The organism is Pseudoxanthomonas spadix, assembly GCF_003703395.1.
Taxonomy (GTDB): Bacteria; Pseudomonadota; Gammaproteobacteria; order Xanthomonadales; family Xanthomonadaceae; genus Pseudoxanthomonas_A; species Pseudoxanthomonas_A spadix.
This window is the reverse complement of record NZ_RDQN01000006.1, coordinates 154,433-180,117: the sequence shown is the minus strand read 5'-3', so window position 1 is coordinate 180,117 and position 25,685 is coordinate 154,433. Positions and strand designations below refer to the sequence as shown.

The window sequence follows — 25,685 nt, the reverse complement described above, 5'->3', positions numbered from 1 at the left end:
CCTGGGCGGCGGGTCGAGACCCGCCCTACGCTTGGGGTGTAGGAGCGCACCGCAGGGGCGCGATGGGCTTTACCGGTAAAGCCTCTCGCGCCCCTGCGGTGCGCTCCTACGGGGGTGTTTGTGCGGCCTGTTTTTGGCCACCGCAGACGCATGGACGGGGCGATTACTCGATGCCCAGCTTCTTGAGCTTGTAGCGCAGGGCGCGGAAGGTGATGCCCAGCTGGGCGGCGGCCTTGGTCTTGTTCCAGCGGTTGTCTTCCAGGGCCTTGTGGATGGCGGCGATGGGTCGCTCTGGCCGTGGGCGTTGCTTATAGCTCGACCAGGGCGCGGCGGAAGATTGCCTGTAATCCGGTGTAGTCGCAGTGGACTGCAGCAACGCAACTTGCGATCCTTTGGAGATATCCACTTGGCGCAATTGGCCTGCCCACGGATAGACCTCCCCGAACAGATTTCGGTGAAGCTGGCGCAGATAGTCCAGGTCGAATGGGCCGACTCCGATTTCGATGGTATCGGCAGCGGCGGCGGCAAATTCCGCTTCGGCCTGTTGAAGCTGGTCTGGATCGCGGATGTCCAGAAGATTGCGCAGTACGGTCGTCCCTGGATAGCAGGCCGGGTCGTCTTCGGCGCCGTACTTGTCGCTCATCGGCGCGTGACAGCGTACTTTTTCTTCAATTCGGCTGCGTTGGGAAGCGTATTGGCCTTGTCGGCGATGGGTGCTGCGATCTCGATGCCTTCCAGGCGCTGGCTGGCCGCGAAATTCGCCCGGCGGTTCTGATGATAGTAGCGAAGGATGATGTCGAGCGTGGGGCGCTTCATGGGGTGACCTGCTGCATGGGACGCGTGGATTGTAGCTGCGTTGTTTGCGGGTGTGCTCCGCCGGGGTCGTCCAGCGTTCTTGTTTCAAAGGCCGATGGGCCATCGCGCAAGGACGGCTACTCGATGCCGAGCTTCTTGAGCTTGTAGCGCAGGGCGCGGAAGGTGATGCCCAGCTGGGCGGCGGCCTTGGTCTTGTTCCAGCGGTTGTCTTCCAGGGCCTTGTGGATGGCGGCGCGTTCCATCTGTTCGATGTAGGAGGGCAGCGGGCCCTCGGCATCGCCGTTGCCGGCCGGGGCGCCGTTGGCCGGGGGCGGGCTGCCGAACGGGGCGGGGTTCGGGCGGAACGGGTCGTGGTCCTGCGCGGGCGGCAGGGCGGCCAGTGGCGCTGGGGCGCGGCGTTCGGCCTGGGGCAGGCGCAGGTCGCCGGCGTCGATGGCCTCGCCGTCGGCCATGGCCATGGCCCGCTCCAGGATGTTTTCCAGCTCGCGCACGTTGCCGGGGAAGGGATAGCGGGCCAGGGCCTCCAGCGCGGCAGCGGTCAGGTGCGGCGCGCTGCGCTGCTGGTGGCCGGCCAGGCGGGTGAGGATGGCGCCGGTCAGCAGCGGCAGGTCGCCGGTGCGTTCGCGCAGCGGCGGCACGCGCAGCTCGATGACATTGATGCGGTAGTACAGGTCGTGGCGGAAGCGGCCGTCCTGGGCCAGTTCGCCCAGGTCGTTGTGGGTGGCCGACAGGATCCGCACGTCCACCTGGGTCTCGCCGGAGGCGCCGACCGGGCGCACGGCTTTTTCCTGGATGGCGCGCAGCAGCTTGACCTGCATCGGCAGCGGCAGCTCGGCCACCTCGTCCAGGAACAGGGTGCCGCCGCTGGCCGCCTGGAACAGGCCCTGCTTGTCGGCATGGGCGCCGGTGAAGCTGCCCTTCTTGTGGCCGAAGAACTCGCTTTCCATCAGCTCGGCCGGGATCGCGCCGCAGTTGACCGGGATGAAGGGACCGGCCGCGCGGCCGCCCTGCTCATGGATGGTGCGGGCAACCAGCTCCTTGCCCACGCCCGACTCGCCCAGGATGTAGACCGGGGCCTGGCTGCGGGCGACCTTGGCGATGGTCTGGCGCAGCTCGGCCATGGCCGGCGAGTCGCCGAGCAGGCGCATGGCGTGCTGGGCCGGGGCGGGCGCAGGCGCGGGGCGCTCGCTGTTGTTGAGCTCCAGCGCGTGGCGGACCAGGCCGCGCAGCACGTTGATGTCCACCGGCTTGCTGACGAAGTCGAAGGCGCCGGCCTTGAGCGCCTCCACCGCCAGTTCGACATTGCCGAAGGCGGTGATCATGGCCACCGGCGTACGGGGGAAATTGCGCGAGATCTCCTCGACCAGCTCGATGCCATTGCCGTCGGGCAGGCGCATGTCGGTGAAGCACAGGTCGTAGGGGTTGCGGGCCAGCAGCTCGCGGGCTTCGCCGACATTGGCGGCGGTGTCGATCCGAAGGCCCATGCGACCCAGGGTCAGGGTCAGCAGCTCTCGGATGTCGCGTTCGTCATCGACGATCAGGGCGCTACGGGGGTCGCTCATCATGGTCTCGCGTTGCGTGCGACGCAGTCTACCTGCTGGATGTGCCCAAGGGGGAGATTCGCGGCGGCTGTAGGGCGGGTCTTGACCCGCCGCCCATAACCGCCAGTGCACCGTGATGGCGGGTCAAGACCCGCCCTACGCCGACAGCCCATGACCGGCCAGATGCACCGTGATGGCGGGTCGAGACCCGCCCTACGCCGACAGCAGGGTGTTGGGGCCGGGCATGGAGATGCGGAAGCAGCTGCCGCCACCGGGCACGGCGACATGTTCCAGGGTGGCCTGGTTGGCCCGGCACAGCTCGCGGGCGATGTACAGGCCCAGCCCGGTGCCATGCTCGGAGGTGGTGAAGAACGGCCGGAACAGCTGCGCGGCCACCGCCGCCGGGATGCCCGGACCGCGGTCGAGCACGTCGATCATCGCGCGCTGGTCCAGTTGGAACACGCGCAGCCGGATCCGCGCCGGTTCGCCGGGCATGCGCCCGTAATTCAGGGCGTTGTGGACCAGCACGGTGAGCACCTGGTGCAGGTGGCGCGGGTCGACCAGGGCGCTGACCGGGCGGTTGCCGGTGACCGCCTCCAGGCTGTCGGTCTCGATCGACATCGACTGCTGGTACTCGTAGACGAAGTCCTGCGCGAAGGCATTCAGATCGGTGTGCTCGGGGATGGCACGTTCGCGCCGGGCCAGGCCCAGCACGCTTTCGACGATGCCGTTGGTGCGTTGGCACTGCTGGTGGATGATGCCCAAAAGGTGCCGGTCGCTGGCGTTGAACTCGCGCGATTCCTCCAGCAGCTGGACCGCGTAGTTGATCGCGGCCAGCGGATTGCGGATCTCGTGGGCCAGGCTGGCCGAGAACCGGCCCAGCGCGGCCAGGGTCAGCGATTCGGCACGACGCGAGACCACGGTGGCATCGTCCAGGAACACCAGCGACAGCTCGCTGCCGGCCAGCAGGCGGGCGAAGCGGGGCTGGATGTCGGGCTGGTCCGGCGCCAGGGCCAGCGGCGCTTCCTCGTTCTGCCAGCCATTGCGCCAGCGCTGCAGGCGCCGGGCCAGCTCCGGGGCGACGTTCTGGAGCAGGGTGCCGGTGTCCGAGTCGGGGTGTTCGGTGGCACTGCCCAGCAGGCCGGTGGCCGCCTCGTTGGCCAGCCTGATCCGCCCTTCCAGGTCGACCACCAGCACCCCGGTGCGCATGCGGCGGATGATCAGTTCGTTGACTTCGACCAGGTTGGCAACCTCGAGGCCGCGGTCGTCGGCCAGCTGCTGGCTGCGCCGGGCGCGCAGGCCGATCTGCACCGCCAGCAGGCCCACGGCCAGGTAGCTGATGCAGAACATCACCACTTCGGCCAGCGGACGGTCTGGATTGGTGCCCAACAGCGCGACCAGGTATTCGGCAAAATGCGCGACCGTGGCGGCCACGGCCACGCCGATGCCCCAGCGCAGCGGCAGCAGCGAGCAGGCCGCAGCCACGTTGAACAGCAACAGCATGGCCACCCCGGGGGCCGCTTCGGGCAGGGCGTAGGTGATCAGGCTGGCCACCGCGATGTCGGCGCAGGCGCCGATCATGACGATCGGCAGCAGGGACTTCTCGTTGCGGCCCAGGATCAGCATCGCCAGCGAGAAGACCAGGTAGAACACGGTCACCCAGGTGGCCAGCACCGGCGACTGGTTGCCGCTGGCACCCAGCATGTCCGAGAGCGGGCTGAACAGCAGGCCGGCCAGGATCCCGGCTTCCAGCACGCGGTACAGGGCCAGGGAATACAGCTCGCGACGTGGCGCCGAGGCCAGGGCCAAGGCCAGGGCAGGCGGCTTTGCGGGCCCGGTGCTCAAGTTGGGGCAATCCTTCCACTGGATGGAACGAACCGGAGTATAGAGGCGCCGGGCGAAACCGACGCTTTTGCGTCGCAACACGCGCTTGGGCGACAATGCCCGGCCCATCGGCGCCTGGCTGTCCCCGATTGCGGGACGCGCGGCGGCGCACGATGCGTACTGACCTTATCAATACGGTGACGCATGAATTTCCACGAATATCAGGCAAAACAGCTGTTTGCCGAATACGGCATCCCGGTGCCGGCCGGACGCACCGCGTCCACGCCGGATGAAGCGGTCGAAGCGGCCAAGGCGCTGGGCGCAGGCCCGTGGATGGTGAAGGCGCAGATCCACGCCGGCGGTCGCGGCAAGGCCGGCGGGGTGAAGTTCTGCAAGACCACCGAGGAGGTCAAGGCCGCCGCCGCCAGGATGCTCGGCACCAAAATGGAAACCTACCAGTCCGCCGGCGTGGCCCTGCCGATCAGCCTGGTCCTGGTGACCGAGGCCGGGGACATCGCCAAGGAGCTGTACCTGTCGGTGCTGGTGGACCGCGGCACCCGTTCGATCACCTACATCGCCTCCTCCGAAGGCGGGGTGGACATCGAGCAGGTCGCGGCCGAGACCCCGGACAAGATCCAGACCCTCAACGTGGACTTCGTCGAAGGCCTGCAGCCTTATCAGGGCCGCGAGATCGCCTTCAAGCTGGGCCTGACTGCCAAACAGGCCAACCAGCTGGCCGCGATCATGGGCGGGCTGTACAGGCTGTTCAACGACAAGGATCTGGCCCTGGTCGAACTCAACCCGCTGGCGATCCTGGCCGACGGCAACCTGTACGCGCTGGACGGCAAGGTCAACAGCGACGACAACGCCACCTTCCGGCACAAGGATCTGGCCGCCATGCGCGACAAGACCCAGGAAGACGAGACCGAGGTGCTGGCCAGCCAGTACGACCTGAACTACGTGACCATGGACGGCAACATCGGCTGCATGGTCAACGGCGCCGGCCTGGCGATGGCCACCATGGACGTGATCGCGCTCAACGGCGGTGCGCCGGCCAACTTCCTGGACGTGGGCGGCGGCGCCACCAAGGAGCGGGTGACCGAGGCGTTCAAGCTGATCCTGTCCTCGGACAAGGTCAAGGCGATCTTCGTCAACATCTTCGGCGGCATCGTCCGCTGCGACATGATTGCCGAGGGCATCATCGCCGCGGTCAAGGAAGTGGACGTCAAGGTCCCGGTGATCGTGCGCCTGGAAGGCACCAACGTGGAAGCCGGCAAGAAGCTGCTGGCCGAATCGGGCCTGGCCATCACCGCGGCCGACGACATCAACGACGGTGCCAGGAAGGCTGTGGCCGCGGTCAAGCAGGCCGCGTGAACGTAGGGCGGGTCTCGACCCGCCATCACGCGCGCATCGGTAACTGGGCACTTCGTCAGGCGGGTCAAGACCCGCCCTACATCAGGCGGGTCAAGACCCGCCCTACGCATCAAGGATTCTCCATGTCCGTTCTGATCAACAAGAACACCAAGGTCATCGTCCAGGGCTTCACCGGCCAGCAGGGCACCTTCCATGCCACCCAGATGGTGGAGTACGGCACCCAGGTCGTCGGCGGCGTCACGCCCGGCAAGGGCGGCACCACCCACATCGAACTGCCGGTGTTCAACACCGTGCGTGAAGCGGTCCAGGCCACCGGCGCCAATGCCTCGGTGATCTACGTGCCGCCGCCGTTTGCCGCCGACGCGATCCTGGAAGCGGCCGCGACCGGCATCAAGGTCATCGTCTGCATCACCGAGGGCATCCCGGTGCTGGACATGCTGCGCGTCAAGAACGTGCTCAAGTCGCATCCGGACGTGGTCCTGATCGGGCCCAACTGCCCCGGCGTGATCACCCCGGGCGAGTGCAAGATCGGGATCATGCCCGGCCACATCCATCAGAAGGGCAAGATCGGCATCGTCTCGCGCTCGGGCACGCTGACCTACGAAGCGGTCAAGCAGACCACCGCCGCCGGCCTGGGCCAGTCCACCGTGATCGGCATCGGCGGCGACCCGATCAACGGCCTGAACTTCGTCGACTGCCTCAAGCTGTTCAACGAGGACCCGCAGACCGAGGGCATCATCATGGTCGGCGAGATCGGCGGCGACGCCGAGGAAGCCGGCGCCGAGTACATCAAGGCCCACGTCAAGAAGCCAGTGGTCGGCTTCATCGCCGGCGCCTCGGCGCCTGCGGGCAAGCGCATGGGCCACGCCGGTGCGATCGCCTCGGGTGGTTCGGGCACGGCCGCCGGCAAGTTCGCGGCCATGGAAGCGGCCGGGGTCAAGACCGTCCGCTCGCCCGGCGACCTGGGCGCGGCCATCGCGGCGCTGGTGAAGTAAAGCCGTACGCCGCCTTTGGTGGTGGTTCGATACGGGTCGCCTGCGGGCGGCCCGTTGTCGTTGTGGCGGGGTGGAAGTGGCCGGATTGGCGCCGGTCTTCGACGCGCGTTTCGAATCCCTCTGCCCGCTCGCGGGAGAGAGCTCGAAGTCGCGGCGAGTGACTGGGCGGCCCTGCCGGCGACGTCCAGGGCCGCTGCGCGGCGCCTGCCTTCACGCGAAAAGCGCCCCCTCATCTGCCCGATGGGCATCTTCTCCCCCGCAGGCGGGGGAGAAGGGGCAAGGCTGTTCCCGGATGGGTTACTCCGCCCCCTCTGCGCCGTTTGCGGGGCGGGGCGCGACTGAGGGGCGAGCGGGACTTTTTTTGCTCGTCGAAGTGCAGCAGACCGCGGGGTCACCGGCGCCTCCCGTGGAAGGCGCAAAATATCTGCTGTTTTCCTTCCGTCGCCACCCCATGCGCCTGCTCGCGTTCGAAACCTCCACCGAAGCCTGTTCGGTCGCCCTGCATGTCGATGGCCATCTGATCGAGCGCTTCGAGATCGCGCCGCGCCGGCATGCCGAGCTGGCGCTGCCGTGGGCGCAGGCGCTGCTGGACCAGGCGGGGGTGGCCAAGTCGCAGCTCGATGCCATTGCCGTCGGGCGTGGACCGGGGGCGTTCACCGGCGTGCGCCTGGCAATCGCGCTGGGGCAGGGCCTGGCGCTGGCGCTGGATCGTCCGTTGCTTGCTGTCTCGACCCTGCAGGCGCTGGCGCTGCGCGCCCCGGCCGATGCCGAGCGGATCGTGGCGGCCATCGATGCGCGCATGGGCGAGGTGTATGCGGCCTGTTTCAGACGCGAAGGCGCTGCGCTGGTCGCGCTGACAGACCAAACCGTCGGCGCGCCCGATGCGGTCCGGCTGGCCGATGCGCGTGCAGGTTGGCAGGCCGTCGGCACCGGCTTCGGTGCGGCCGAAGGCGTGCTCGCCGCGCGCCTGTCGCCGCAGCTGGCGAGGATCGATGCCGCGGCCCTGCCGCATGCGGCCGATGTCGCCGTGCTGGCGCTGCAGGCCTACGCGCGCGGCGAGCGTCCGGCGCCGGAGTCGGCCGAACCGGCCTACCTGCGCAACAACGTGGCCCTGACCCTGGAGGAACAGCGGGCGGCGCGGGCGGCGAAGGGCACCTCTTAGGACTGCCTTCTTGGCGCCGGGACGAAGGGGCCATGCTGACGATGGCGTTCGACGGCCGGGGCTGGCTGGTCGGGCCTGTGCTCAAGCTAAGAGCCCCCCTCATCTGCCCTGCGGGCATCTTCTCCCCCGCGGGCGGGGGAGAAGGGGCGGCGGCGCTGTGTCGCGCCACGGCAGGTCCGGGGCTGGCGGGCGGTGTCGTGCTTGCGCTCAAGCCAAGAGCCCCCCTCATCTGCCCTGCGGGCATCTTCTCCCCCGCAGGCGGGGGAGAAGGGGGTGGCGCTGTGTCGCCACGGCAGGTCCGGGGCTGGCTGTGTCGTGCTTGCCCTCAAGCCAAGAGCCCCCCTCATCTGCCCTGCGGGCATCTTCTCCCCCCGCGGGCGGGGGAGAAGGGGCGGCGCCAGCGGAGAGGGGCCTGGAGAAGGGGTGGCGCCAGCGCGCAGAAGGGGCGGCGGCGCCAGCGACGCGGGCACGACATCAATCTGCCGGGAACGGGATCCCTACTGGTCGCGCACTTCACCACCGGGCAGGAACACCCAGGTGCGGGTGACGTGCAGGATGTCCACGTTTTCTTCGGTAGGTGGCAGTGGCGGGAACGGTGCGGACAGGGTGACGATGCGCAGTGCGGTCGAGTCCAGCAGCGGCACCCCGCTGGACTGGATGATCCGGCTCTGCTCGACGGTGCCGTCGCGGCGCACCGCCACCGAGATCACCACCTGGCCCGACAGCCGCTTGCGCCGGGCCTCGTCGGGATAGTTGAGGTTGCCCACCCGCTCGGCGCGGTCCACCCAGGCGCGCAGGTAGTTGGCCCAGGCGTATTCGTGGGTGCTGGCCGAGACGAACTTGCGCTTGGGCCGTTTGGCATACAGCTCCGAACGCAGGTGGATCTCGGCGGCCAGGCGCGCCATCTGCGCGTCGTGCTCGATCTTGCGCTCGCCGCGGTCCAGGTCGGGGCGCTCCGGCTGCGGGCGTGCTTGCTGCGGCGGCACGGTCAATGGCGAATCGCCGGTGGTGATCACCCGTGCCTGGGGCGGCGGCGCGGCCTGGGGCGACTGTGCCCGCAGTGGCTCGGGCGCCACCCCGGCCTGGGTCTGCGGGACCCAGCCGGCCTGGGCCTCGCGCGGGCGTCGGGACTTGTCGCGGTCGCCGCCGCCCTGCTGGTTGGCCGCGGCCAGGAAGTCGGCCTGCCTGGGCGTGAGCGGCGTGCGGGTCTGGCTGAGGATCACGTCCAGCGTGGGCACCACCGGCGCGGCGTCATCCAGGGTGAAGCCCAGTCCCAGCAGCACGATCCCGTGGACCAGCAGCGACAGCGCCAGGGTCGCGCCCAGGCGCGCGTTTTCGTCGATCCTCGGCGCGGCCAGCGGCGCGGACATGGGGTCCGGTCAGGCCGCGAGCCTGCGCTCGATGGCGTCGAACAGCAGCCCGGCGATGTTCAGGCCGAACTGGGCGTCCAGCTCGCGCACGCAGGTGGGGCTGGTGACGTTGACCTCGGTCAGATAGTCGCCGATCACGTCCAGGCCGACGAACAGCATGCCCCGGCGTCGCATCTCCGGGCCCACCTGGGCGGCGATCCAGCGGTCGCGCGCGCTGATCGGGCGGCCTTCGCCCAGGCCCCCGGCGGCCAGGTTGCCGCGGAACTCATCGCCCTGCGGAATGCGTGCCAGGCAGTAGTCCACCGGCTCGCCGTCGACCAGCAGCACGCGCTTGTCGCCGGCGCTGATGTCCGGGATGAACTTCTGCGCCAGGGCCAGCTTGCGCCCGCCTTCGGTCAGGGTTTCCAGGATCACGTTGAGGTTGGGGTCGCCGGTGCCGGTGCGAAAGATCGAGCGCCCGCCCATGCCGTCCAGTGGCTTGAGCACCGCCTGGCCGTGTTCGAGCACGAAGGATTTTAGTTCGGCCGCGTTGCGGCTGACCCGGGTCGGCGGGCAGCACTGCGGGAACAGCAACGCGGCCAGTTTCTCGTTGTAGTCGCGCAGGCCCTGCGGGTGGTTGACCACCAGCGCGCCGGCGCTGCGGGCCAGGTCCAGCACCTGGGTGTCATAAATGTATTCGGTGTCCACCGGCGGATCCTTGCGCATCAGCACCACCTGGCCGGGGCCGAAGCGGGTTTCGGTTTCCGCACCCAGCGTGTACCAGCCGGCCTTGTCTTCGACCACCGCCAGCGGCGCGGTGCGGGCAAGGGCCACCCCGCCGTGCAGCGACAGGCCGCCGGGAATGACATAGTGGAGTCGATGGCCACGGCGCTGGGCTTCCAGCAGCATGGCGAAGGTGGTGTCCTTGGCGATCTTGATCGACCCGATGGGGTCCATCACCACGATGACGTCGGTGCGCATTGTTCGAGGCTGGGGAAGCGGGCGGCAACGGGCGATAGTAGCAGCCCGCGGAAAGCGGCCCATTCTGCAATCCACGTCACACAGTGTGATCAACCCGCTGCGCCGTCTTGACAGGCCGCGTCGCCGGGTGGGATATAGACGGCCTCGCAGCGGTTCCATCCAGAAGTGCCGCGCGCAAGGGGAATGATCTGCGATGACAGACAATGACAGCCAGGCCGGTGGTTTCAACGGCCTGCGGGTGATGGTGATCGACGATTCCAAGACCATCCGGCGCACCGCCGAGACCCTGCTCAGGCGCGAGGGTTGCGAGGTGGTGACCGCCACCGATGGCTTCGAGGCGCTGGCCAAGATCGCCGACCAGCAGCCGCAGATCATCTTCGTGGACATCATGATGCCGCGCTTGGATGGCTATCAGACCTGCGCGCTGATCAAGAACAACCAGGTATTCAAGTCCACCCCGGTGATCATGCTGTCCTCCAAGGACGGCCTGTTCGACAAGGCCCGCGGGCGCATCGTCGGCTCCGAGCAATACCTCACCAAGCCATTTACCCGTGAGGAACTGCTCGACGCGATCCGCACCCACGCAGTGGCGGCCTGAGCAGAAAAGGGAAACCCATGGACGCTGCTTCCCACACCCCGACCCCGATGCGCCGCGCCGCCTGTCGCCCGCCAGAGGCCCAGGCATGATCCGCACCCCATTTGACATCCTGGCCGACTACGAGCGGCGCAGCCTGGCCCATGCGGTGGTCCTGCCCGAGGTGCGCACCGGCACCGACCAGTGGCGCGGGGTGGCCTACCGCGTCGGTTCGCGCCGGCTGGTGTCCAGCTTCGATGAAGTCGTGGAAATCGTGCCGATCCCGCCGGTGACCCCGGTCCCGGGCGCGCAGCCCTGGCTGCTGGGCGTGGGCAACCTGCGCGGCAACCTGTTCCCGGTGATCGACCTGAAGCAGTTCCTGCAGGGCGAGCGCACGGTGCTGCATGAAGGCCAGCGTGTGCTGGTGATCCGCCAGAGCGGCGGCGATGTGGCCCTGACCATCGACGAGCTGTACGGCCAGCGCAGCTTTGGCGCCGGGCAGGCGGTGGATCCGGGGGCACTGGCCGATGGCCGGTTCGGGCATTTCGTGTCGCAGGCCTTTGCCGGCGACGGACAGCAGTGGGGGGTGTTCGCGCTGTCGTTGCTGGCGCGCACGCCCGAGTTCAGGCACGCCGCGCAGTAACCGGCGGGATGGTCGGCGGGCGCAGGGCCGGGGAGGCCGTGCCCGCATTTCACGGATGCACTTTTCAGGGGTAGCGCAATGAGTACTGCTGTGGAAACTCCCAAGGCCAGGCTTGGCGGCATGGGGACCACGTTCTGGGGGGTCCTGCTGGTGCTGTCGTTCCTGGTGGTGGCCGCCAATACGGCCGTGTCCACCTACCAGGGCAGCCGCCTGTCCGGCGCTGCAACCGGTGCGGCCGCGCTGCAGGTGCTTTCCCAGCAGCTGGCCAACCAGGGCAACGAAGCCGTCGCCGGCAACGCGCAGGCCTACACCGCCTTCAAGGCCACCCGCGGCCGGATCAACGAGACCATCGGCTCGCTCCAGAGCCGGTTCGGCGCCGAGCCGGGCGTCAAGGGCGCGCTGGGGCAGCTGCTGGCCACCTGGAAAGCGCTGGACGCCAGCGCCAACCAGATCGTCAAGGCAGAACCGGCCGTGCTGGCGCTGTCGGGCAACGCCAACCGCTTCGGCGCGCAGGTGCCGCAGTTGCAGGCGCAGTTGAATGAAGTCGTGCGTGCGATGTCCGCCAGTGGCGCGCCGGCCTCGCAGGTCTACAGTGCATTGCAGGAAGTGGTGGTCGCCGGCCGCATGGCCCGCAACGTGACCGAGATGCGGGCCGGCGGCAGCACCGCGACCATGGCCGGCGACGCCCTGGCGCGTGACGCGCTGGTGTTCGGCCAGGTGCTCGACGGCCTGCGCGAGGGCAGCCAGGAGCTGGGCATCGCGCCGCTGCGCGCGCCGGCTGCGCTAGCGGCGCTGGAACAGTCGCAGACCTTGTGGACGGCAATGAAGCGCGACCTGGACGCGATCCTGGGCAGCTCGCGCGACCTGTTCGCCGCACAGTCGGCCGCGGCGGCCATCACCAACGGCTCGGGCAAGATGCTCGATGACAGCGAGAAGCTGTTCGACGCGTTCTCCGCGTTTGGCTCGGTGCGCGATACGCGCCTGTTTCCCAACCTCTGGTACACCGTCGTCGGCGGCGCGGTCCTGGTGATCTCGCTGGTCATGCTGCTGCGTAGCCTCTACATCAGCCGCAAGCGCCTGGATGAGCGTCGCTACCAGGAGCAGGTCGAATACAACAGCCGCAACCAGCAGGCGATCATGCGGCTGCTGGATGAAATCTCCTCGCTGGGCGAAGGCGACCTGACGGTCAAGGCCTCGGTGACCGAAGACATGACCGGCGCGATCGCCGACGCCATCAACTACGCGGTGGAGGAACTGCGCAACCTGGTGACCACGATCAACGACACCTCGGTGCAGGTGGCGGCCGCGACCCAGGAAACCCAGGCCACCGCGCTGCAGCTGGCCGAAGCGGCCAACCACCAGGCCGAGCAGATCACCACCGCCTCCGAGCGCATCAACGAGATCGCGGTCAGCATCGAAGAGGTCTCGCGCAACTCCAGCGATTCGGCCGAAGTGGCGCAGCGCTCGGTGCTGATTGCCACCGAGGGCGCCGGCGTGGTCCGCGAAACCATCCGCGGCATGGACCAGATCCGCGACCAGATCCAGGAAACCTCCAAGCGCATCAAGCGCCTGGGCGAGTCCTCGCAGGAAATCGGCTCGGTGGTGGAACTGATCAACGACATTTCCGAGCAGACCAACATCCTGGCGCTCAATGCCGCCGTCCAGGCCGCCTCGGCCGGTGAGGCCGGCCGCGGCTTTGCGGTGGTGGCCGACGAAGTGCAGCGCCTGGCAGAGCGCACCTCCGGCGCGACCCGGCGCATCGAATCGCTGGTCCAGGCCATCCAGGCCGACACCAACGAGGCGGTCAGTTCGATGGAGCAGACCACCTCGGAGGTGGTCTCCGGCGCGCGCCTGGCCGAGGACGCCGGCACCGCACTGGGCGAGATCGAGCGGGTGTCCAGCGACCTGAACGAGCTGATCAAGAACATCTCCGGAGCCGCCCAGCAGCAGTCCACCGCGGCCATGGACATCACCCAGACCATGGGCGTGATCCGGCGCATCACCTTGCAGACGTCCAAGGGCGCCGAGCAGACTGCAGAATCGATTGGACACCTGACGCAGCTGGCTTCGGACCTGCGCCGCTCGGTGGCTGACTTCAAGCTGCCAGGCTGAGGATCGATACCGATGAAGTGCATGAGCGACAACCTGGCCACCCTGGAACCGCGGGGCCAGCCATGAGCGCGCTTCGCGAGGCGATGAGCCATGCCGTGCTCGGCTGGGTCAAGCCGGAGCTGGACCAGACCCTGCGCCAGGTGCGCGGGGAGATCGAGTCCTTCGCCGAGAACCCGGCCGACAGCTCGCGCATGCAGGTGTGCGTGGGCTATCTGCACCAGGTCCAGGGCACGTTGCACATGGTCGAGCTGTACGCCCCGGCGATGGTTGCCGAGGAGCTGGAAAAGCTCGCCCAGGCGCTGCAGGAGGGCCGGGTCGCCGATCCCGACGAGGCCTGCGCCACCCTGATGCGCGGCACCGTGCTGCTGCCCGATTACCTGGAGCGCCTGCAGGGCGGCCATCGCGACATCCCGATCGTGCTGCTGCCGCTGCTCAACGACATCCGTGCTGCGCGCGGCGAAGCTGGCCTGAGCGAGAGCGTGCTGTTCGCGCCCGACCTGGAACGGCCATTGCCGCAGGAGGTGCCCTCGACCGAACCGATGCCCGGCCACACCCGCGATGCGCGCCTTGCCCAGGCCTGCGAGCACCTCGAGCGCGTGCTGGCCGGCTGGCCCGAGGACGGTACTCCAGCCGATCCCGGCGCCCTGGTGTCGGCGCTGACCGCGCTGCAACGCCTGGCCGAGCACACCGCCGCCCGGCGCATGCTGTGGGTTGCCGGGTGCGTGGCCGAAGCGTTGCGCGATGGCGCGCTGCAGCCCACCCCAGCGCTGCATCAAGGCTTCAGCGGCGTGTTGCGCGCGGTGCGCCAGATCAGGCAGGGCCTGGTCCCCGGCGCCGCGCCAGGCCAGGAGCCGACCCGCCAGCTGCTCTACCAGGTGGCGCATTCGGCCGCGCGTCACCCGGCGCTGGAGGACCTGCGCAAGGCGTTTGACCTGCAGGCCGCCTCGCCCAGCCAAGCCGAGATCGAACACGCCCGCAGCAGCATCAGCGGCCGCAATCGCGCCCTGCTGGACACGGTCGGCGGTGCGGTCAAGGAAGAACTGATGCGGGTCAAGGATGTGCTGGACCTGCAGCTGCGCACCAACGCCGACATCGCCGGCCTGGCGCCGCAGGTGACCCAGCTGGGCAGCGTGGCCGACACGCTCGGGATGATGGGCCTGGGCCTGGCACGCAACGTGGTGCTGCAACAGCGCCAATCGCTGGCCGAGCTGGTCGAAGGGCGCCGTGCCTGCGATGAAAGTGCGCTGCTGGACATCGCCGGCGCGCTGCTGTATGTGGACGCCTCGCTGGACGACCAGGTCGCCCACCTGGGCGACGGCAGCGCACCTGATGCCCAGGCGGCCGAATCGCAGCGCACGGTCGAGGCGCTGGCCGGCGAGGCCATCCGCAATTTCGCCCAGGCGCGCCAGCAGTTCGTGGCCTTCATCGAGACCGGCTGGGAACACGCCCAGCTGGACACCGTGCCGCGGCTGCTGGGCGAGGTGGGCGGCGCGCTGCGCATGCTGGAGCTGTCAGCGCCGGCCGATTACGTCGAGGGCGTGGGCCGCTACATCGGCACCGAGCTGGTCGAGCGCCGGCGCGTGCCTGGTGGCGTGCAGCTGGATACCCTGGCCGACGCCATGGCCAGCCTGGAGTACTACCTGGAGGCGCTGCGCGAGCATCGCCCCAACCGCGAGGAAATCCTCGACATCACCCGTTCCAGCCTGGAGTCGCTGCGTTACTGGCCGCTGCCGGGCGCAGGCGAGCCGGCTGGCGAAACGCTCGCCAGCCCCGTTGCCGACGCGACGCCATTGGCGTTCGAGCCCGAGTTCACCCCGGACCCGGCCCAGACCACGCTCGCCGGGGACCTGGACATCGAGCGCGGTCCGGCGCTGCCGGCCTTCGTGCCGGCCGCCGACACCGCCAGCGCCTTCGATCCGGTGGCCGGCGAGTTCGAGGGGATCGGCAGCGATGATCAGGCGCAGATCGACGCGGCCTTTGCCGCGCCGTCGGGCGAATCGAGCCAAGCGGCGGCAACGCAGGTGGAAGCACCATTCGAGGCGCCCTTCGAGGTGGCTTCGCCCGCAGGGGATGCAGCCGAGGACACCGGCCAATCAGCTGCCTTCGAAGCCTTCGGAACGGTCGAGGCATCCAGCCCGTCCGCGGCGTCCGCACCTGCCGCGCCCGAGCCCACGCCTGCATTCGAACAGGTCCTGTCCGCTGCAGAGGACGCGCTGGCCGCGGAAGACACCCCGTCGCTGCAGGGCGGGTTCGACCTGGGCGGCAGCCACGACATCGACGACGAGATCCGTGAGGTGTTCCTGGAGGAATTCGACGAGGAGATCGACAACCTGCGCCAGATGCTGCCGGTCTGGGTCGCCAACGTGGAAAACCTGGATCGGCTGCGGCCGATCCGGCGCGTGTTCCACACGCTCAAGGGCAGCGGCCGCCTGGTCGGCGCCAGCCTGCTGGGCGAGTTTGCGTGGAAGGTGGAAAACATGCTCAACCGGGTGCTGGACGGGTCCCGCCCGGCCACGCCCGCGGTGGTGGCGCTGCTGCAACAGGCCACCGACACGCTGCCGCAGCTCAACGCCGCCCTGCGTGGCCAACCCGGCGCGCGCGCCGATCTGGCCGGTATCGAAGCGGTTGCCGATCGGCTGGCCGCCGGTGAGGAAGCGCTGTACAGCGCACCCGGCGCCGCCACGGCCGCGCCACTGGCGGCGGAGACCGAAGCACCGGCGCTGGACGACTTTGTTCCCGACCTGGACGGCACCCCGGCCGCGGTCGACAGCGTGCTGCGCGAAATCCTGGAAACCGAAGTCGGCAACCACCTGCACACCGTCGATGCGTGGCTGGCCTCGGTCCAGTCGGTCCAGTCGGTCCAGGCCGGGCCTGCCAGCGATCCGTTGCTGCGTGCGTTCCATACCATGAACGGCGCCTTCGCCATGGCCGACGTGCCGGAGATCACCGAGATCACCGGACGGGCCGAGCAGTACGTCAAGCGCCTGCTCGCCAACGGCGTGCCTGCCAGCGCGGCCGGCGTGGCCGGACTGGCCGCGGCCGCGCAGGCGATCCGCACCACCATCGCGGCGCTGCAGTCGGCGCAGCCGCGCATTCCGCAGTTCGCCGAACTGCGCGCGCAGCTGTCGGCACTGCGCGACGCCCTGCCGCAGGTCGCGCGCCCGGTCTCGACCCTGGTCGATGACCGCAGCCAGCACACCTATGCCGGCCAGGGCGCGCAGCAGGTCTATACGCCGGACGTGCCCTCGTCGATGGAACTGACCGGCGCGATGGACCTGTCGCGCTTCCTCGATCATCCCGCCGAGCTGCCGCAGGACCCGACCGAAAGACCTGTCGCCGAACAGGCCGGGCCGGCGCCGGACGCTGCGGACATCCAGGCGCCCGACCTGAGCGCCGACGGTGCCGTGCCGCCGGCGCCGCTGCCCGACGACGGCCAGGCCGCCTGGTTCGACCTCAGGCTCGAGTACCGGACCGAGCCGAAGTGGACCGATGCCCCTGCCCCGACCAGCGCCGATGCGCAGGTCACGGCGGGCCAGGCCGGTACGCTGGATCCGGCGGCGGTCGCCGCTGCCGCGGCCGAATCCGCGCCGCTGTCCGAGTCGCTCGAGGCCCATGCCGAACGCGATGCCAGCGTCGATGTCCAGGCGCTGTCGCCCCAGGCTCTGCCGCCGACCGCGGGCGATGACACCGGTGCCGCGGCAGAAGCCGATTCCTGGAACCAGGAGCCGGCGGCCGTCGATCCGCTTGCACCGGACTGGTCCGATACCCAGGCGGCGGCTGAAGAACGCACGCCGGCCGGGGGCGAGGCGCCCGATGCCGGTGCCGACATCGAAACGACCCCGACCGAGGCGGCCGCCGAGGCGATGAATCTGGCCGAACACCTGCAGGCCGCGCCCGAGACGCCGGCTCTGCTCGCGTCGACCGAAGTCGCCGCGCCGGAACCTGTCGCCGAAGCCGAAACCCCGCCCGACGCCAGCGGCGGGCAGCCTGCCGCGCAGGACCTGATCGACACCGCCGAGGTCCACGCCGAGTCGGCGTCGGACGCCGAGTCCTTCGACATGGAGGCCACAACCCCGGACCAAACCCAAGCCGACGCCCAGGCGCCGACACAGGCGCCCGACGCCGAAGCTGCGACGCAGGGCGAGGCCGCGGTTGAAACCGAGGGGCCGTTGAGCAGCGAGGCCGACCTGGCTGACGCAGAATCCACCGAGTCGCTCGCTGCACAGAACCCCGCGCCGCAGGAAGAACCCGCGCGTGATGCGCTGCACGCGCCCTTCGTCGACCTGCCGGAGACGGCCGCGCCCGCTGCCGGGCTGGTTGGCGAGGACGCCGCGTCCACCCACCAGGCGCCGGCGGCCGTGCCGGACGCCGCCATGGCCGGGTCGGCGTTCCTTGCCGCGCAAACCGATCACCGCCACACCGAATCCGTCGCCCCCGAGGCGGAGCTGGCCGCGTCATCCGCACAGGATGCGCCGGACCTGCCTCCCATCCCCGAAACGACGGAAACGGCGGCCATGGCCGAGCAGATGCTGGATTTCACCGTGCTCGACCGCGACCTGGTCGATATCTTCGTGGAGGAGGGCAACGACCTGCTCGACCATTCCGACGGCCTGCTGGCACGCCTGCGCGGCGCGCCGGACGACCGCGGCCTGGTGATCGGCCTGCAGCGCGACCTGCATACCATCAAGGGCGGCGCGCGCATGGCCGGGATCGAGCCGATCGGCGACCTCGGCCACGCCATCGAGTCCCTGCTGGAACAGATCGCCGAACACCGCGCCGAGGTGGATCGCGACGTGCTCGGCCTGCTCGAGCGCGGCTTCGATGCGCTGCACGGCATGCTGGCGCGCACGGCGGCCTATTGCCTGGCCACCCCGCGCCCGGAGCTGGTGGCCGAGTTCGATGCCCGGGCCCGCGGTGAACCGACCGGCGCGACCGGTCCGGACCAGGCCCTGCGCGGCACTGCGGTCGATCTGGTCGAACCGCTGGACCTGGAAATCTCGCATGCCTTCGCCACGCCCGACGACGCGCAGGCGACATCGCTGGACGAGGTCGGCTCGGTCGAGGCCTCGCCGCCGGTGTCCGACACGCAGGGCCTGGAGTTTGACTCCGCGCAGGCCGACACCACGTGGGTGTCCGATGGGTCCGAGCATGCGCAGGATGCCGCGCCCGCGCCCGCCGATGGGCCGCAGTCGGCATCGGCCACACCCGCCTCCGAATCCAGCAACGACGAGTTCCTCGATGCCGAGCTGCTGGCCGCGCTGGACGCCGCGTGGGGCCCTTCCGATGGCAACAGCGCCGATGCGGCCGCGCCGCAGGCGCCTGCGGCGGCCGCGCCGGATGTGCAAGAACCTGCCGCGCCGGCCGTGGTTGCTGCTGCCGACGCCGGCCCGCTTCCCGAGTCCGCGCCCGTTCCGGTGTTCGTCCCGGCTGTACCGCCGCCGCTGGTGCCGCAGCCGATCCCGGCGCTGCCGCCGCTGTCGGCACCGATCGAGCTGGAGGCGACAGGCGAGGACGAACATGCCCCCCTCGGCAGCGGCCAGGAGCAGGTGCGGGTGCGCGCCGACCTGCTCGACCGGCTGGTCAATCACGCCGGCGAAGTGGCGATCTATCGGGCCCGCCTGGAACAGCAGATGGGCGCCTTCCGCGCGGCGATGGCCGAGCTGGACCGCACCAATATCCGTCTGCACGACCAGCTGCGCCGCCTGGACCTGGAAACCGAGGCCCAGATCGTGGCCCGTTACCAGCGCGAGCAGGACACCCGCGATACCGCGTTCGATCCGCTGGAGCTGGACCGCTTCTCCACCCTGCAGCAACTCAGCCGCGCGCTGGCCGAATCGGCAGCCGACCTCAGTGGCCTGCAGGGCGTGCTGGACGATCTGGCCCGCCAGAACGACAGCCTGCTCGGCCAGCAGTCGCGGGTCAGTTCCGAGCTGCAGGACGGGCTGATGCGCGCGCGCATGGTGCCCTTCGAAGGCAGTGTGCCGCGCCTGCGCCGGGTCCTGCGCCAGGCCGCCGCCGACACCGGCAAGCAGGCCCAGCTGCAGCTGGAAGGCGCGCACGGCGAGCTGGACCGCAACGTGCTCGAGCGCATGACCGCACCGCTTGAACACCTGCTGCGCAATGCGGTCGCCCATGGCCTGGAAACCCCGCAGGCGCGGCGCGAGGCGGGCAAGCCCGAGGAAGGGGTGGTCCGGGTGGTGCTGCGCCGCGAAGGCTCGGAAATGGTGCTGCAGGTGGCCGACGACGGTGCCGGCATCGATCATGCCGCGATCCGTCGCCGGGCCGAACAGCGCGGCATGCTGCCGGTCGGCGCCGAAGTGGCCGACATCGACCTCGAACGCCTGATCCTGGAGCCGGGCTTCTCGACGGCCGAGGAAGTCAGCCAGCTGGCCGGCCGTGGCGTGGGCATGGACGTGGTCCACAACGAAGTGCGCCAGCTTGGCGGTTCCCTGGAAATCAGCTCCACCCGCGGTCAGGGCACGACCTTCACCCTGCGCCTGCCACAGACCCTGGCGGTGACCCAGGCGGTGTTCGTACGAATCGGCGAAACCCAGTTCGCGGTGCCGGTGGCGGCGGTGGGCGGGGTCGGCAGGATCAGCCGCGCGCGCTTCGAGGCGGCCGACGCGTCCTATGTCTACGGCGGCGAGGCGTATGCGCTGCACGACCTGGGCACCCTGGTCGGGCTGGGTCCGGCCAGGGCCGAGGGTCAGCCACAGGTCCCGCTGCTGCTGGTGCGCGCCGGTGAACTGCGCGCGGCGGTGGCGGTGGACCAGGTGCTGGGCAATCGCGAGATCGTGGTCAAGCCGGTCGGCCCACAGATCGGCTCCATTCCGGGCATCTACGGCGCCACGATCACCGGCGATGGCAGCGTGGTGGTGATCCTGGACGCCGCGCCGCTGGTGCGCCGCTACATCGCCCAGCCGGCCCTGGCCGGCACGGCCGCCACGCCGGCCGAGCAGCGCCAGGTGCCGCTGGTGATGGTGGTGGACGACTCGCTGACCATGCGCAAGGTCACCAGCCGGGTGCTGGAACGCCACAACTTCGAGGTCAGCACCGCGCGCGACGGCGTGGAGGCACTGGAGCGCCTGGAAGAGCGCGTGCCCGACCTGATGCTGCTGGACATCGAGATGCCGCGCATGGATGGCTACGAGCTGGCCACGGCGATGAAGGCCGACCCGCGCCTTGCCGGTGTGCCGATCGTGATGATCACCTCGCGCACCGGCGAGAAACACCGCCAGCGCGCGCTGGAGATCGGCGTGCAACGCTACATGGGCAAGCCGTACCAGGAGCTGGATCTGATGCGCAACGTCTACGACCTGCTGGGGATTGCCCGTGTCCGCGACTGACCCCGGGCTGCCTGCCGCGGTCCGGGTCGCGCTGCTGGCGCGCGAAGGCCAGGCGCGCCAGCAGCTGCGTGGCGCCCTGCTCGGCGCCGGTGCACAGATCACGCTGGAGGACGATCCCAATACGCTGGATGCCGATGCGCTCGCGGCCAGCCGCCCGCATGCGGTGCTGGTGGCGCTGGAGCCGGCGATCGAGGACGCGCTGCTGCGGCTGGACCGGGTGCTGGCCGATCCGGGCCTGACGGTGATCTACGACGAGGCCGATCTGGCTTCCTCGCGGCAGGGCTGGGATGCCCAGCGCTGGACGCGGCACCTGTCGGCCAAGCTGCATGGCCACCGCGACGTACTGCCGCCGGGCGCCGAAGCCGAGCTGCCGCAGTCGCCCGCGCCCGGCCGCCCGCAGGCGCCGGCGTTCGTGGAGGACGCGGCGCTGGAGCAGCACCTGGACCAGGCCGCGGCCCAGTCCGGTTCGCTGCCCGACGAGCATGGCTTCGGCAGCACGCTGACCTTGGCCGATGCCGATGCGCATGCGCAGCCGGCCGATGCGTTCGCCATCGACCCGGACACCTGGACGCCGCCGCCGCTGCCGTCGCGGCTGGAGCTGGTCGATGACCCGGTGCCTGCGTCAAAGGCCGATGCGCCGGATGCGCCGTCGCTGAGGGCCGACCCGGCGGCCACGCCGGTGACCCAGGCAGGTTCCGGGCCGACGCCGTCGATCTCGCAGCTGTCGCTGGTCGAGGATTTCGAAGTGGTGGTGCCGGTGCGGACAGCGGCCACGGTGCCGCCGCCGCTGCCGCCTGGCTTTGGCAGTCTGAACCTGGAACTGGAAGCGCTGGAGTCTTCCGAGCCGGCAGCCGTGGCCGAAGATGTGCCGGGCAGCAAGGTCGCCGGGGCGGTGCTGCTGTCCGCCGGCATTGGTGGACCGGACGCGGTGCGCCGGGTGCTGGCCGGCCTGCCGGTGTCACTGTCGCTGCCGGTGCTGGTCCACCTGCGCCTGGACGGGGGCCGTTACGACAACCTGACCAAGCAGATCCAGCGCGTCTCGCCGCTGCCGGTGCTGCTGGCCCGCGCCGGCATGGCCGCGCGCGCCGGCAGTGTCTACGTGGTGCCCGACCAGGTGGCCGCCGAGGCGGTGGACGGCGTGGTGTGCTTCGCCGAAGGCCGCACCGATGTGCCCAGGCTGCTCGGCGCCCTGCCGCCGGACAAGACCGCGGTGCTGCTGCTCAGCGGCGCTGATGCGGCCCTTGCCGAGCCGGCGCTGATGCTTGGCGCACGCGGTGCGCTGGTTGGCGGCCAGTCGCTGCAGGGCTGCTACGACTGGGCTGCAGCCCAGGCGCTGGAGCATGGCGGCGGCGCGACGGCCTCGCCCGAAGCGCTGGCGCAGCGCGTGATCGAATACCTGGGAGGCTGAAGACCATGGCACGTTCCAATGATGAAATCCGCGGCGTCCTGGTCCAGGCCGGCGACGAGCGCCTGCTGTTGCCCAACGCAACGGTGGCCGAGGTGCTGGCCCGGGTGCCGGTGCAGCCGGTGGCCGACGCGCCGCCGTGGCTGCAGGGCACGATCGACTGGCAGGGCTGGCAGGTGCCGTTGTTTTCCATGGTCAACCTGGGCGGGCTCGGCCGCGAGGCGGTCACCGCGGCCAGCAAGATCGTGGTGCTCAAGACCCTCACCGGCGGCGAGGCGATGCCGTACATTGGCCTGCTGACCCAGTCGTTTCCGCGGCTGATCTCGGTGCCGCGCGATGGCCTGCTGGCTGACGCCAGCGAGGAATCGCTGCCCGAAGGGGTGCAGATGCGGGTGTTGCTGGGTGACGAGGCGGCACTGCTGCCGGACCTGGAAGCGATCGAACGCATGGTCGCCGGCGCGATCGTCCAGCTGGTCTGAGACCCCTGGCGCCGGTGCGGTGGGACGAGGGTTCACGCCTCATTCGCGGCGCCGATGCGAGTTTGCGCCAGCTGCCACCATCGCGTGAGGCCTGTTGCATGAAGATCCTCCCTGTTTCCGGGGTGTCGTCCGCCGCCCTGCTGCTGGCCGCCACGGCACATGCGCAGAGCGCCGCGCCGGCCCAGACCATTGCGCCACCGCCGGCCTCGGCGCCCAACACGCTGATCACCGAGCTGCCGCCGCCGGGCTTCCGGACCATGACCATGCAGACCCCGCAGGGGCCAGTCACGGTCCAGTGGGGCCAGCCAGCCACCCTGCCCAACGCCGCCGACTACAAGGCGACCGTCGAGCAGCTCGATGCCAATGGCGATGGCTTCGTGACTCCGCAGGAGCTGCCGGAACATCACGCCCTGTCCAGCGAGTTCCGTCTGGTCGACAAGAACCACGACGGCAGGATCACCGCCGAGGAGCTGTCGCACTGGCAGTAGCGCCGACCACGTAGGGCGGGTCTCGACCCGCCATCGCAACGCCGCGCGTAGGGCGGGTCTCGACCCGCCATCGCAACGCCGCGCGTAGGGCGGGTCTCGACCCGCCATTGCAACGCCGCGCGTACGCCGGGTCTCGACCCGCCATTGCAATGCCGCGCGTAGGGCGGGTCTCGACCCGCCATCGCAATGCCGCGCGTAGGGCGGGTCTCGACCCGCCATTGCAATGCCGCGCGTACGCCGGGTCTCGACCCGCCATCGCAACGCCGCGCGTACGCCGGGTCTCGACCCGCCATCGCAACGCCCGGCGACCAGCAGCGGCGGGTCGAGACCCGCCCTACAGATCGCCCAGCAATGCCTGCACCGCGGCGATCGCGGCCAGCCCGGCGGTTTCGGTGCGCAGCACCCGCGGGCCCAGGCGCAGGCCCTGGAAGCGATGGGTTTCCAGCGCCTTCCGGTCGCGTGGCGACCAGCCGCCTTCCGGGCCGATGGCGATCACCACCTGGCCCGAAGCCGGCGCGGCGAGCATCTTGAGCGCGTGCGCGCCTTGCGGGTCCAGCAGCAGGCGCACGCTGTCGGCCGGCAGCGCGGCGGCCGCGGCCAGCAAGGCCTGCGGCTCGGCGACCTGTGGCACCCGCGCACGGCCGGACTGCTCGCACGCGGCGACCACCACGCCGCGCCAGTGCGCCAGGCGCTTGTGCAGGCGCTCGCCAGTCAGCCTGACCTCAGAGCGCTCTGAATCCACCGGCAGCAGCGCGGCCACGCCCAGCTCGGTGGCCTTCTGCAGGATCAGGTCCATTTTCTCGCCGCGGGCGATGCCCTGCAGCAGGGTGATGTGCAGCGGCGACTCGGTGTCGACCGCGCGCGCCCCGGTGACCGCTGCGACCACCTCGCGCCTGTCGATGCGCAGCAGCTGCGCGTGGTAATCGTGGCCATCGCCGTTGAACAGCACGCAGGCATCGCCTTGGCGCAGGCGCAGCACGCGCGCCAGGTGCGCAGCGGCATCCTCGGGCAGGGCGATCTCACTGCCGGGCACCAGTGCACCTTCGACATGCACGCGGGTCAGGCGCACGCAATATCCCTTGAAGGTGGACGCCGAGGCCTGTGGGTTGCGGCCGGCATGCGCGCGCCGGTGCAATGCATGGGCCGGGACAGGACCGAATCCGCGCCGGGCTCTGCTAGCATTCGCCGCTGATGATCGTCCTGCATCCGCACATGATATCGAGCGTGGCCACATCCGGTAGCAGGCCGGGCGCATGAACTGCAAGCTGCCCATCATCCATGGCATCACCGAGCACGGCGTCGGCCCGATGCGCATCGAGCGCCTGGATCTTGAATTCTCCAACGGCGAGCGCCGCCAGTTCGAGCGCCAGGTCAGCCGCGGCCACGGCGCGGTAGTGGTGGTGCCGATGCTCGACCACGAAACGGTGCTGTTGGTGCGCGAATACGCTGCCGGCATGCACCGCTACGAGCTGGGCCTGGTCAAGGGCCGCATGGATGCCGGCGAGACACCGATCGAATCGGCCAACCGCGAACTCAAGGAGGAAGCCGGTTACGGCGCCAGGCAGCTGGACGTGCTGCGCGCGATGACCCTGGCGCCTACCTACATGAACCACCAGTCGTGGCTGGTGCTGGCGCGCGACCTTTACCCCGAGCGCCTGCCCGGCGACGAACCAGAGGAGCTTGAAGTCGTGCCCTGGAAACTTGCTGCACTGGACCAGTTGATGCTGCGCGAGGATTTTTCCGAAGGTCGTTCGCTGGCGGCGTTGTTCATTGCCCGGGAGTGGCTGGCGGGCCAGGCATGAGCCGCATCACCGCGGACCTGCACGAGGCCATCATTGCCATCGCCCGCGACGCCTCGGCCGCGATCATGGAGGTCTATGCCGAGGACTTCCAGGTCGAGCACAAGGCCGACCACAGCCCGCTCACCTGCGCCGACCTGGCCGCGCACCGGATCATTGCCGATGGCCTGTCCCGGCTCACGCCCGAGCTGCCGCTGCTCAGCGAGGAGGGCGCCAGCATTCCCTGGAGCACGCGCCAGGACTGGCACGCCTACTGGCTGGTCGATCCACTGGACGGCACCCGCGAGTTCGTCAAGCGCAATGGCGAGTTCACCGTCAACATCGCCCTGATCGAAGGCCACCAGCCGGTGTTCGGCGTGATCATGGCGCCGGTGACCGGCACCATCTGGCACGCCGAAGCCGGCCGCCGTGCGCTGCGCCGCGACGGCGAGAATGACCGCGAGTTGCGCACCCGCCATCCGGCCGTGGCGCCACTGCGGGTGGCCGCCAGCCGTTCGCACCGCGATCCGCGCACCCAGGCCGTGCTCGACCGCCTGCCAGATGCCCAGACCGTGCCGCTGGGCTCTTCGCTCAAGTTCTGCCACATCGCAGAAGGCGCGCTGGACCTGTATCCGCGCTTCGGCCACACCTGCGAATGGGACACCGCCGCCGGCCAGTGCATCCTGGAGGCGGCCGGCGGTGCGCTGCTGGCACCGGACGGGCGCGCATTTCGCTACAACCGGCGCGAGAGCCTGCTCAACGGCGACTTCATCGCCCTGGGCGACCCCTCGCTGCCGTGGCGCGACTGGCTGTAGGCG

General features: G+C 69.9%; 18 protein-coding genes and 3 pseudogenes. 14 read left to right on the top strand and 7 right to left on the bottom strand.

What is annotated here, in order from left to right:
* Nucleotides 1-163: 163 nt before the first annotated feature.
* The 4 genes and pseudogenes from D9R12_RS16275 to D9R12_RS11470 form a co-directional block, all read right to left on the bottom strand.
* Nucleotides 164-349: pseudogene (locus D9R12_RS16275) on the bottom strand (helix-turn-helix domain-containing protein); the annotation flags it as partial.
* A gap of 290 nt (nt 350-639) precedes the next feature.
* On the bottom strand, nt 640-816 hold the full coding sequence (locus tag D9R12_RS11480; RefSeq protein ID WP_122230590.1) for a YhfG family protein: 177 nt from the start codon (nt 814-816) through the stop codon (nt 640-642).
* Between the two features lie 116 nt (nt 817-932).
* On the bottom strand, nt 933-2,378 hold the full coding sequence (locus D9R12_RS11475) for a sigma-54-dependent transcriptional regulator (protein WP_122230666.1): 1,446 nt from the start codon (nt 2,376-2,378) through the stop codon (nt 933-935).
* 192 nt (nt 2,379-2,570) lie between these two features.
* Complete coding sequence (locus D9R12_RS11470; RefSeq protein ID WP_122230589.1) at nt 2,571-4,202, bottom strand: sensor histidine kinase; 1,632 nt, start codon at nt 4,200-4,202, stop codon at nt 2,571-2,573.
* Between the two features lie 183 nt (nt 4,203-4,385).
* Between D9R12_RS11470 and sucC the strand changes: the two genes are divergently transcribed.
* The 3 genes from sucC (at nt 4,386) to tsaB (ending at nt 7,712) form a co-directional block, all read left to right on the top strand.
* The gene (gene sucC / locus D9R12_RS11465) at nt 4,386-5,555 is read left to right on the top strand and encodes an ADP-forming succinate--CoA ligase subunit beta (RefSeq protein WP_122230587.1); all 1,170 of its coding nucleotides are present in this window, start codon (nt 4,386-4,388) and stop codon (nt 5,553-5,555) included.
* Nucleotides 5,556-5,677: 122 nt separating this feature from the next.
* Complete coding sequence (sucD, locus tag D9R12_RS11460; RefSeq protein ID WP_122230585.1) at nt 5,678-6,550, top strand: succinate--CoA ligase subunit alpha; 873 nt, start codon at nt 5,678-5,680, stop codon at nt 6,548-6,550.
* 451 nt (nt 6,551-7,001) lie between these two features.
* Nucleotides 7,002-7,712 carry a tRNA (adenosine(37)-N6)-threonylcarbamoyltransferase complex dimerization subunit type 1 TsaB gene (tsaB, locus tag D9R12_RS11455; protein ID WP_122230583.1) on the top strand — a complete coding sequence of 237 codons (711 nt, stop codon included), beginning with the start codon at nt 7,002-7,004 and terminating at the stop codon, nt 7,710-7,712.
* Nucleotides 7,713-8,209: 497 nt separating this feature from the next.
* Here the strand turns inward: tsaB and D9R12_RS11450 are convergent, their stop codons facing one another.
* Together D9R12_RS11450 and gshB are read right to left on the bottom strand one after the other, a co-directional pair.
* Nucleotides 8,210-9,082, bottom strand: a complete 873-nt coding sequence (locus D9R12_RS11450; RefSeq protein ID WP_122230581.1) for an energy transducer TonB — start codon at nt 9,080-9,082, stop codon at nt 8,210-8,212.
* Between the two features lie 9 nt (nt 9,083-9,091).
* Nucleotides 9,092-10,042, bottom strand: a complete 951-nt coding sequence (gene gshB, locus D9R12_RS11445; protein WP_122230579.1) for a glutathione synthase — start codon at nt 10,040-10,042, stop codon at nt 9,092-9,094.
* A 193-nt stretch (nt 10,043-10,235) separates the two neighbouring features.
* Here gshB and D9R12_RS11440 point away from each other — a divergent pair, with 193 nt between their 5' ends.
* From D9R12_RS11440 to D9R12_RS11410, 9 genes and pseudogenes are all read left to right on the top strand, one after another.
* Complete coding sequence (locus tag D9R12_RS11440; protein WP_014159887.1) at nt 10,236-10,640, top strand: response regulator; 405 nt, start codon at nt 10,236-10,238, stop codon at nt 10,638-10,640.
* Between the two features lie 88 nt (nt 10,641-10,728).
* The gene (locus D9R12_RS11435) at nt 10,729-11,259 is read left to right on the top strand and encodes a chemotaxis protein CheW (protein ID WP_043290939.1); all 531 of its coding nucleotides are present in this window, start codon (nt 10,729-10,731) and stop codon (nt 11,257-11,259) included.
* Between the two features lie 78 nt (nt 11,260-11,337).
* Nucleotides 11,338-13,371 (top strand): methyl-accepting chemotaxis protein, encoded by a 2,034-nt coding sequence (locus D9R12_RS11430; RefSeq protein WP_122230577.1) that lies wholly within the window; start codon nt 11,338-11,340, stop codon nt 13,369-13,371.
* Nucleotides 13,372-13,433: 62 nt separating this feature from the next.
* A pseudogene (locus D9R12_RS16270) lies at nt 13,434-13,868 on the top strand (Hpt domain-containing protein); the annotation flags it as partial.
* Between the two features lie 42 nt (nt 13,869-13,910).
* A pseudogene (locus tag D9R12_RS16320) lies at nt 13,911-14,273 on the top strand (FimL-related protein); the annotation flags it as partial.
* On the top strand, nt 14,247-20,717 hold the full coding sequence (locus D9R12_RS11425) for a hybrid sensor histidine kinase/response regulator (RefSeq protein WP_484569536.1): 6,471 nt from the start codon (nt 14,247-14,249) through the stop codon (nt 20,715-20,717). The pseudogene D9R12_RS16320 and the gene D9R12_RS11425, both read left to right, overlap by 27 nt.
* Nucleotides 20,704-22,125, top strand: a complete 1,422-nt coding sequence (locus tag D9R12_RS11420) for a chemotaxis protein CheB (protein WP_170159241.1) — start codon at nt 20,704-20,706, stop codon at nt 22,123-22,125. Before D9R12_RS11425 ends, D9R12_RS11420 begins: the two co-directional genes overlap by 14 nt.
* 5 nt (nt 22,126-22,130) lie before the next feature.
* Nucleotides 22,131-22,601: a chemotaxis protein CheW gene (locus tag D9R12_RS11415; RefSeq protein ID WP_014159892.1), complete on the top strand. Its 471-nt coding sequence runs from the start codon at nt 22,131-22,133 to the stop codon at nt 22,599-22,601.
* 98 nt (nt 22,602-22,699) lie between these two features.
* Nucleotides 22,700-23,089, top strand: a complete 390-nt coding sequence (locus D9R12_RS11410) for an EF-hand domain-containing protein (RefSeq protein WP_122230664.1) — start codon at nt 22,700-22,702, stop codon at nt 23,087-23,089.
* A gap of 334 nt (nt 23,090-23,423) precedes the next feature.
* On the opposite strand, the gene D9R12_RS11405 is transcribed toward D9R12_RS11410, so the two are convergent.
* Nucleotides 23,424-24,158, bottom strand: coding sequence for a 16S rRNA (uracil(1498)-N(3))-methyltransferase (locus tag D9R12_RS11405; protein WP_122230662.1), 735 nt, complete (start codon nt 24,156-24,158; stop codon nt 23,424-23,426).
* Between the two features lie 184 nt (nt 24,159-24,342).
* On the opposite strand from D9R12_RS11405, the gene nudE reads away from it, so the two are divergent.
* Both nudE and cysQ read left to right on the top strand, forming a co-directional pair.
* Nucleotides 24,343-24,891, top strand: coding sequence for an ADP compounds hydrolase NudE (gene nudE, locus D9R12_RS11400; RefSeq protein WP_122230572.1), 549 nt, complete (start codon nt 24,343-24,345; stop codon nt 24,889-24,891).
* Nucleotides 24,888-25,682, top strand: coding sequence for a 3'(2'),5'-bisphosphate nucleotidase CysQ (gene cysQ, locus D9R12_RS11395; protein ID WP_122230570.1), 795 nt, complete (start codon nt 24,888-24,890; stop codon nt 25,680-25,682). Before nudE ends, cysQ begins: the two co-directional genes overlap by 4 nt.
* Nucleotides 25,683-25,685: the final 3 nt, after the last annotated feature.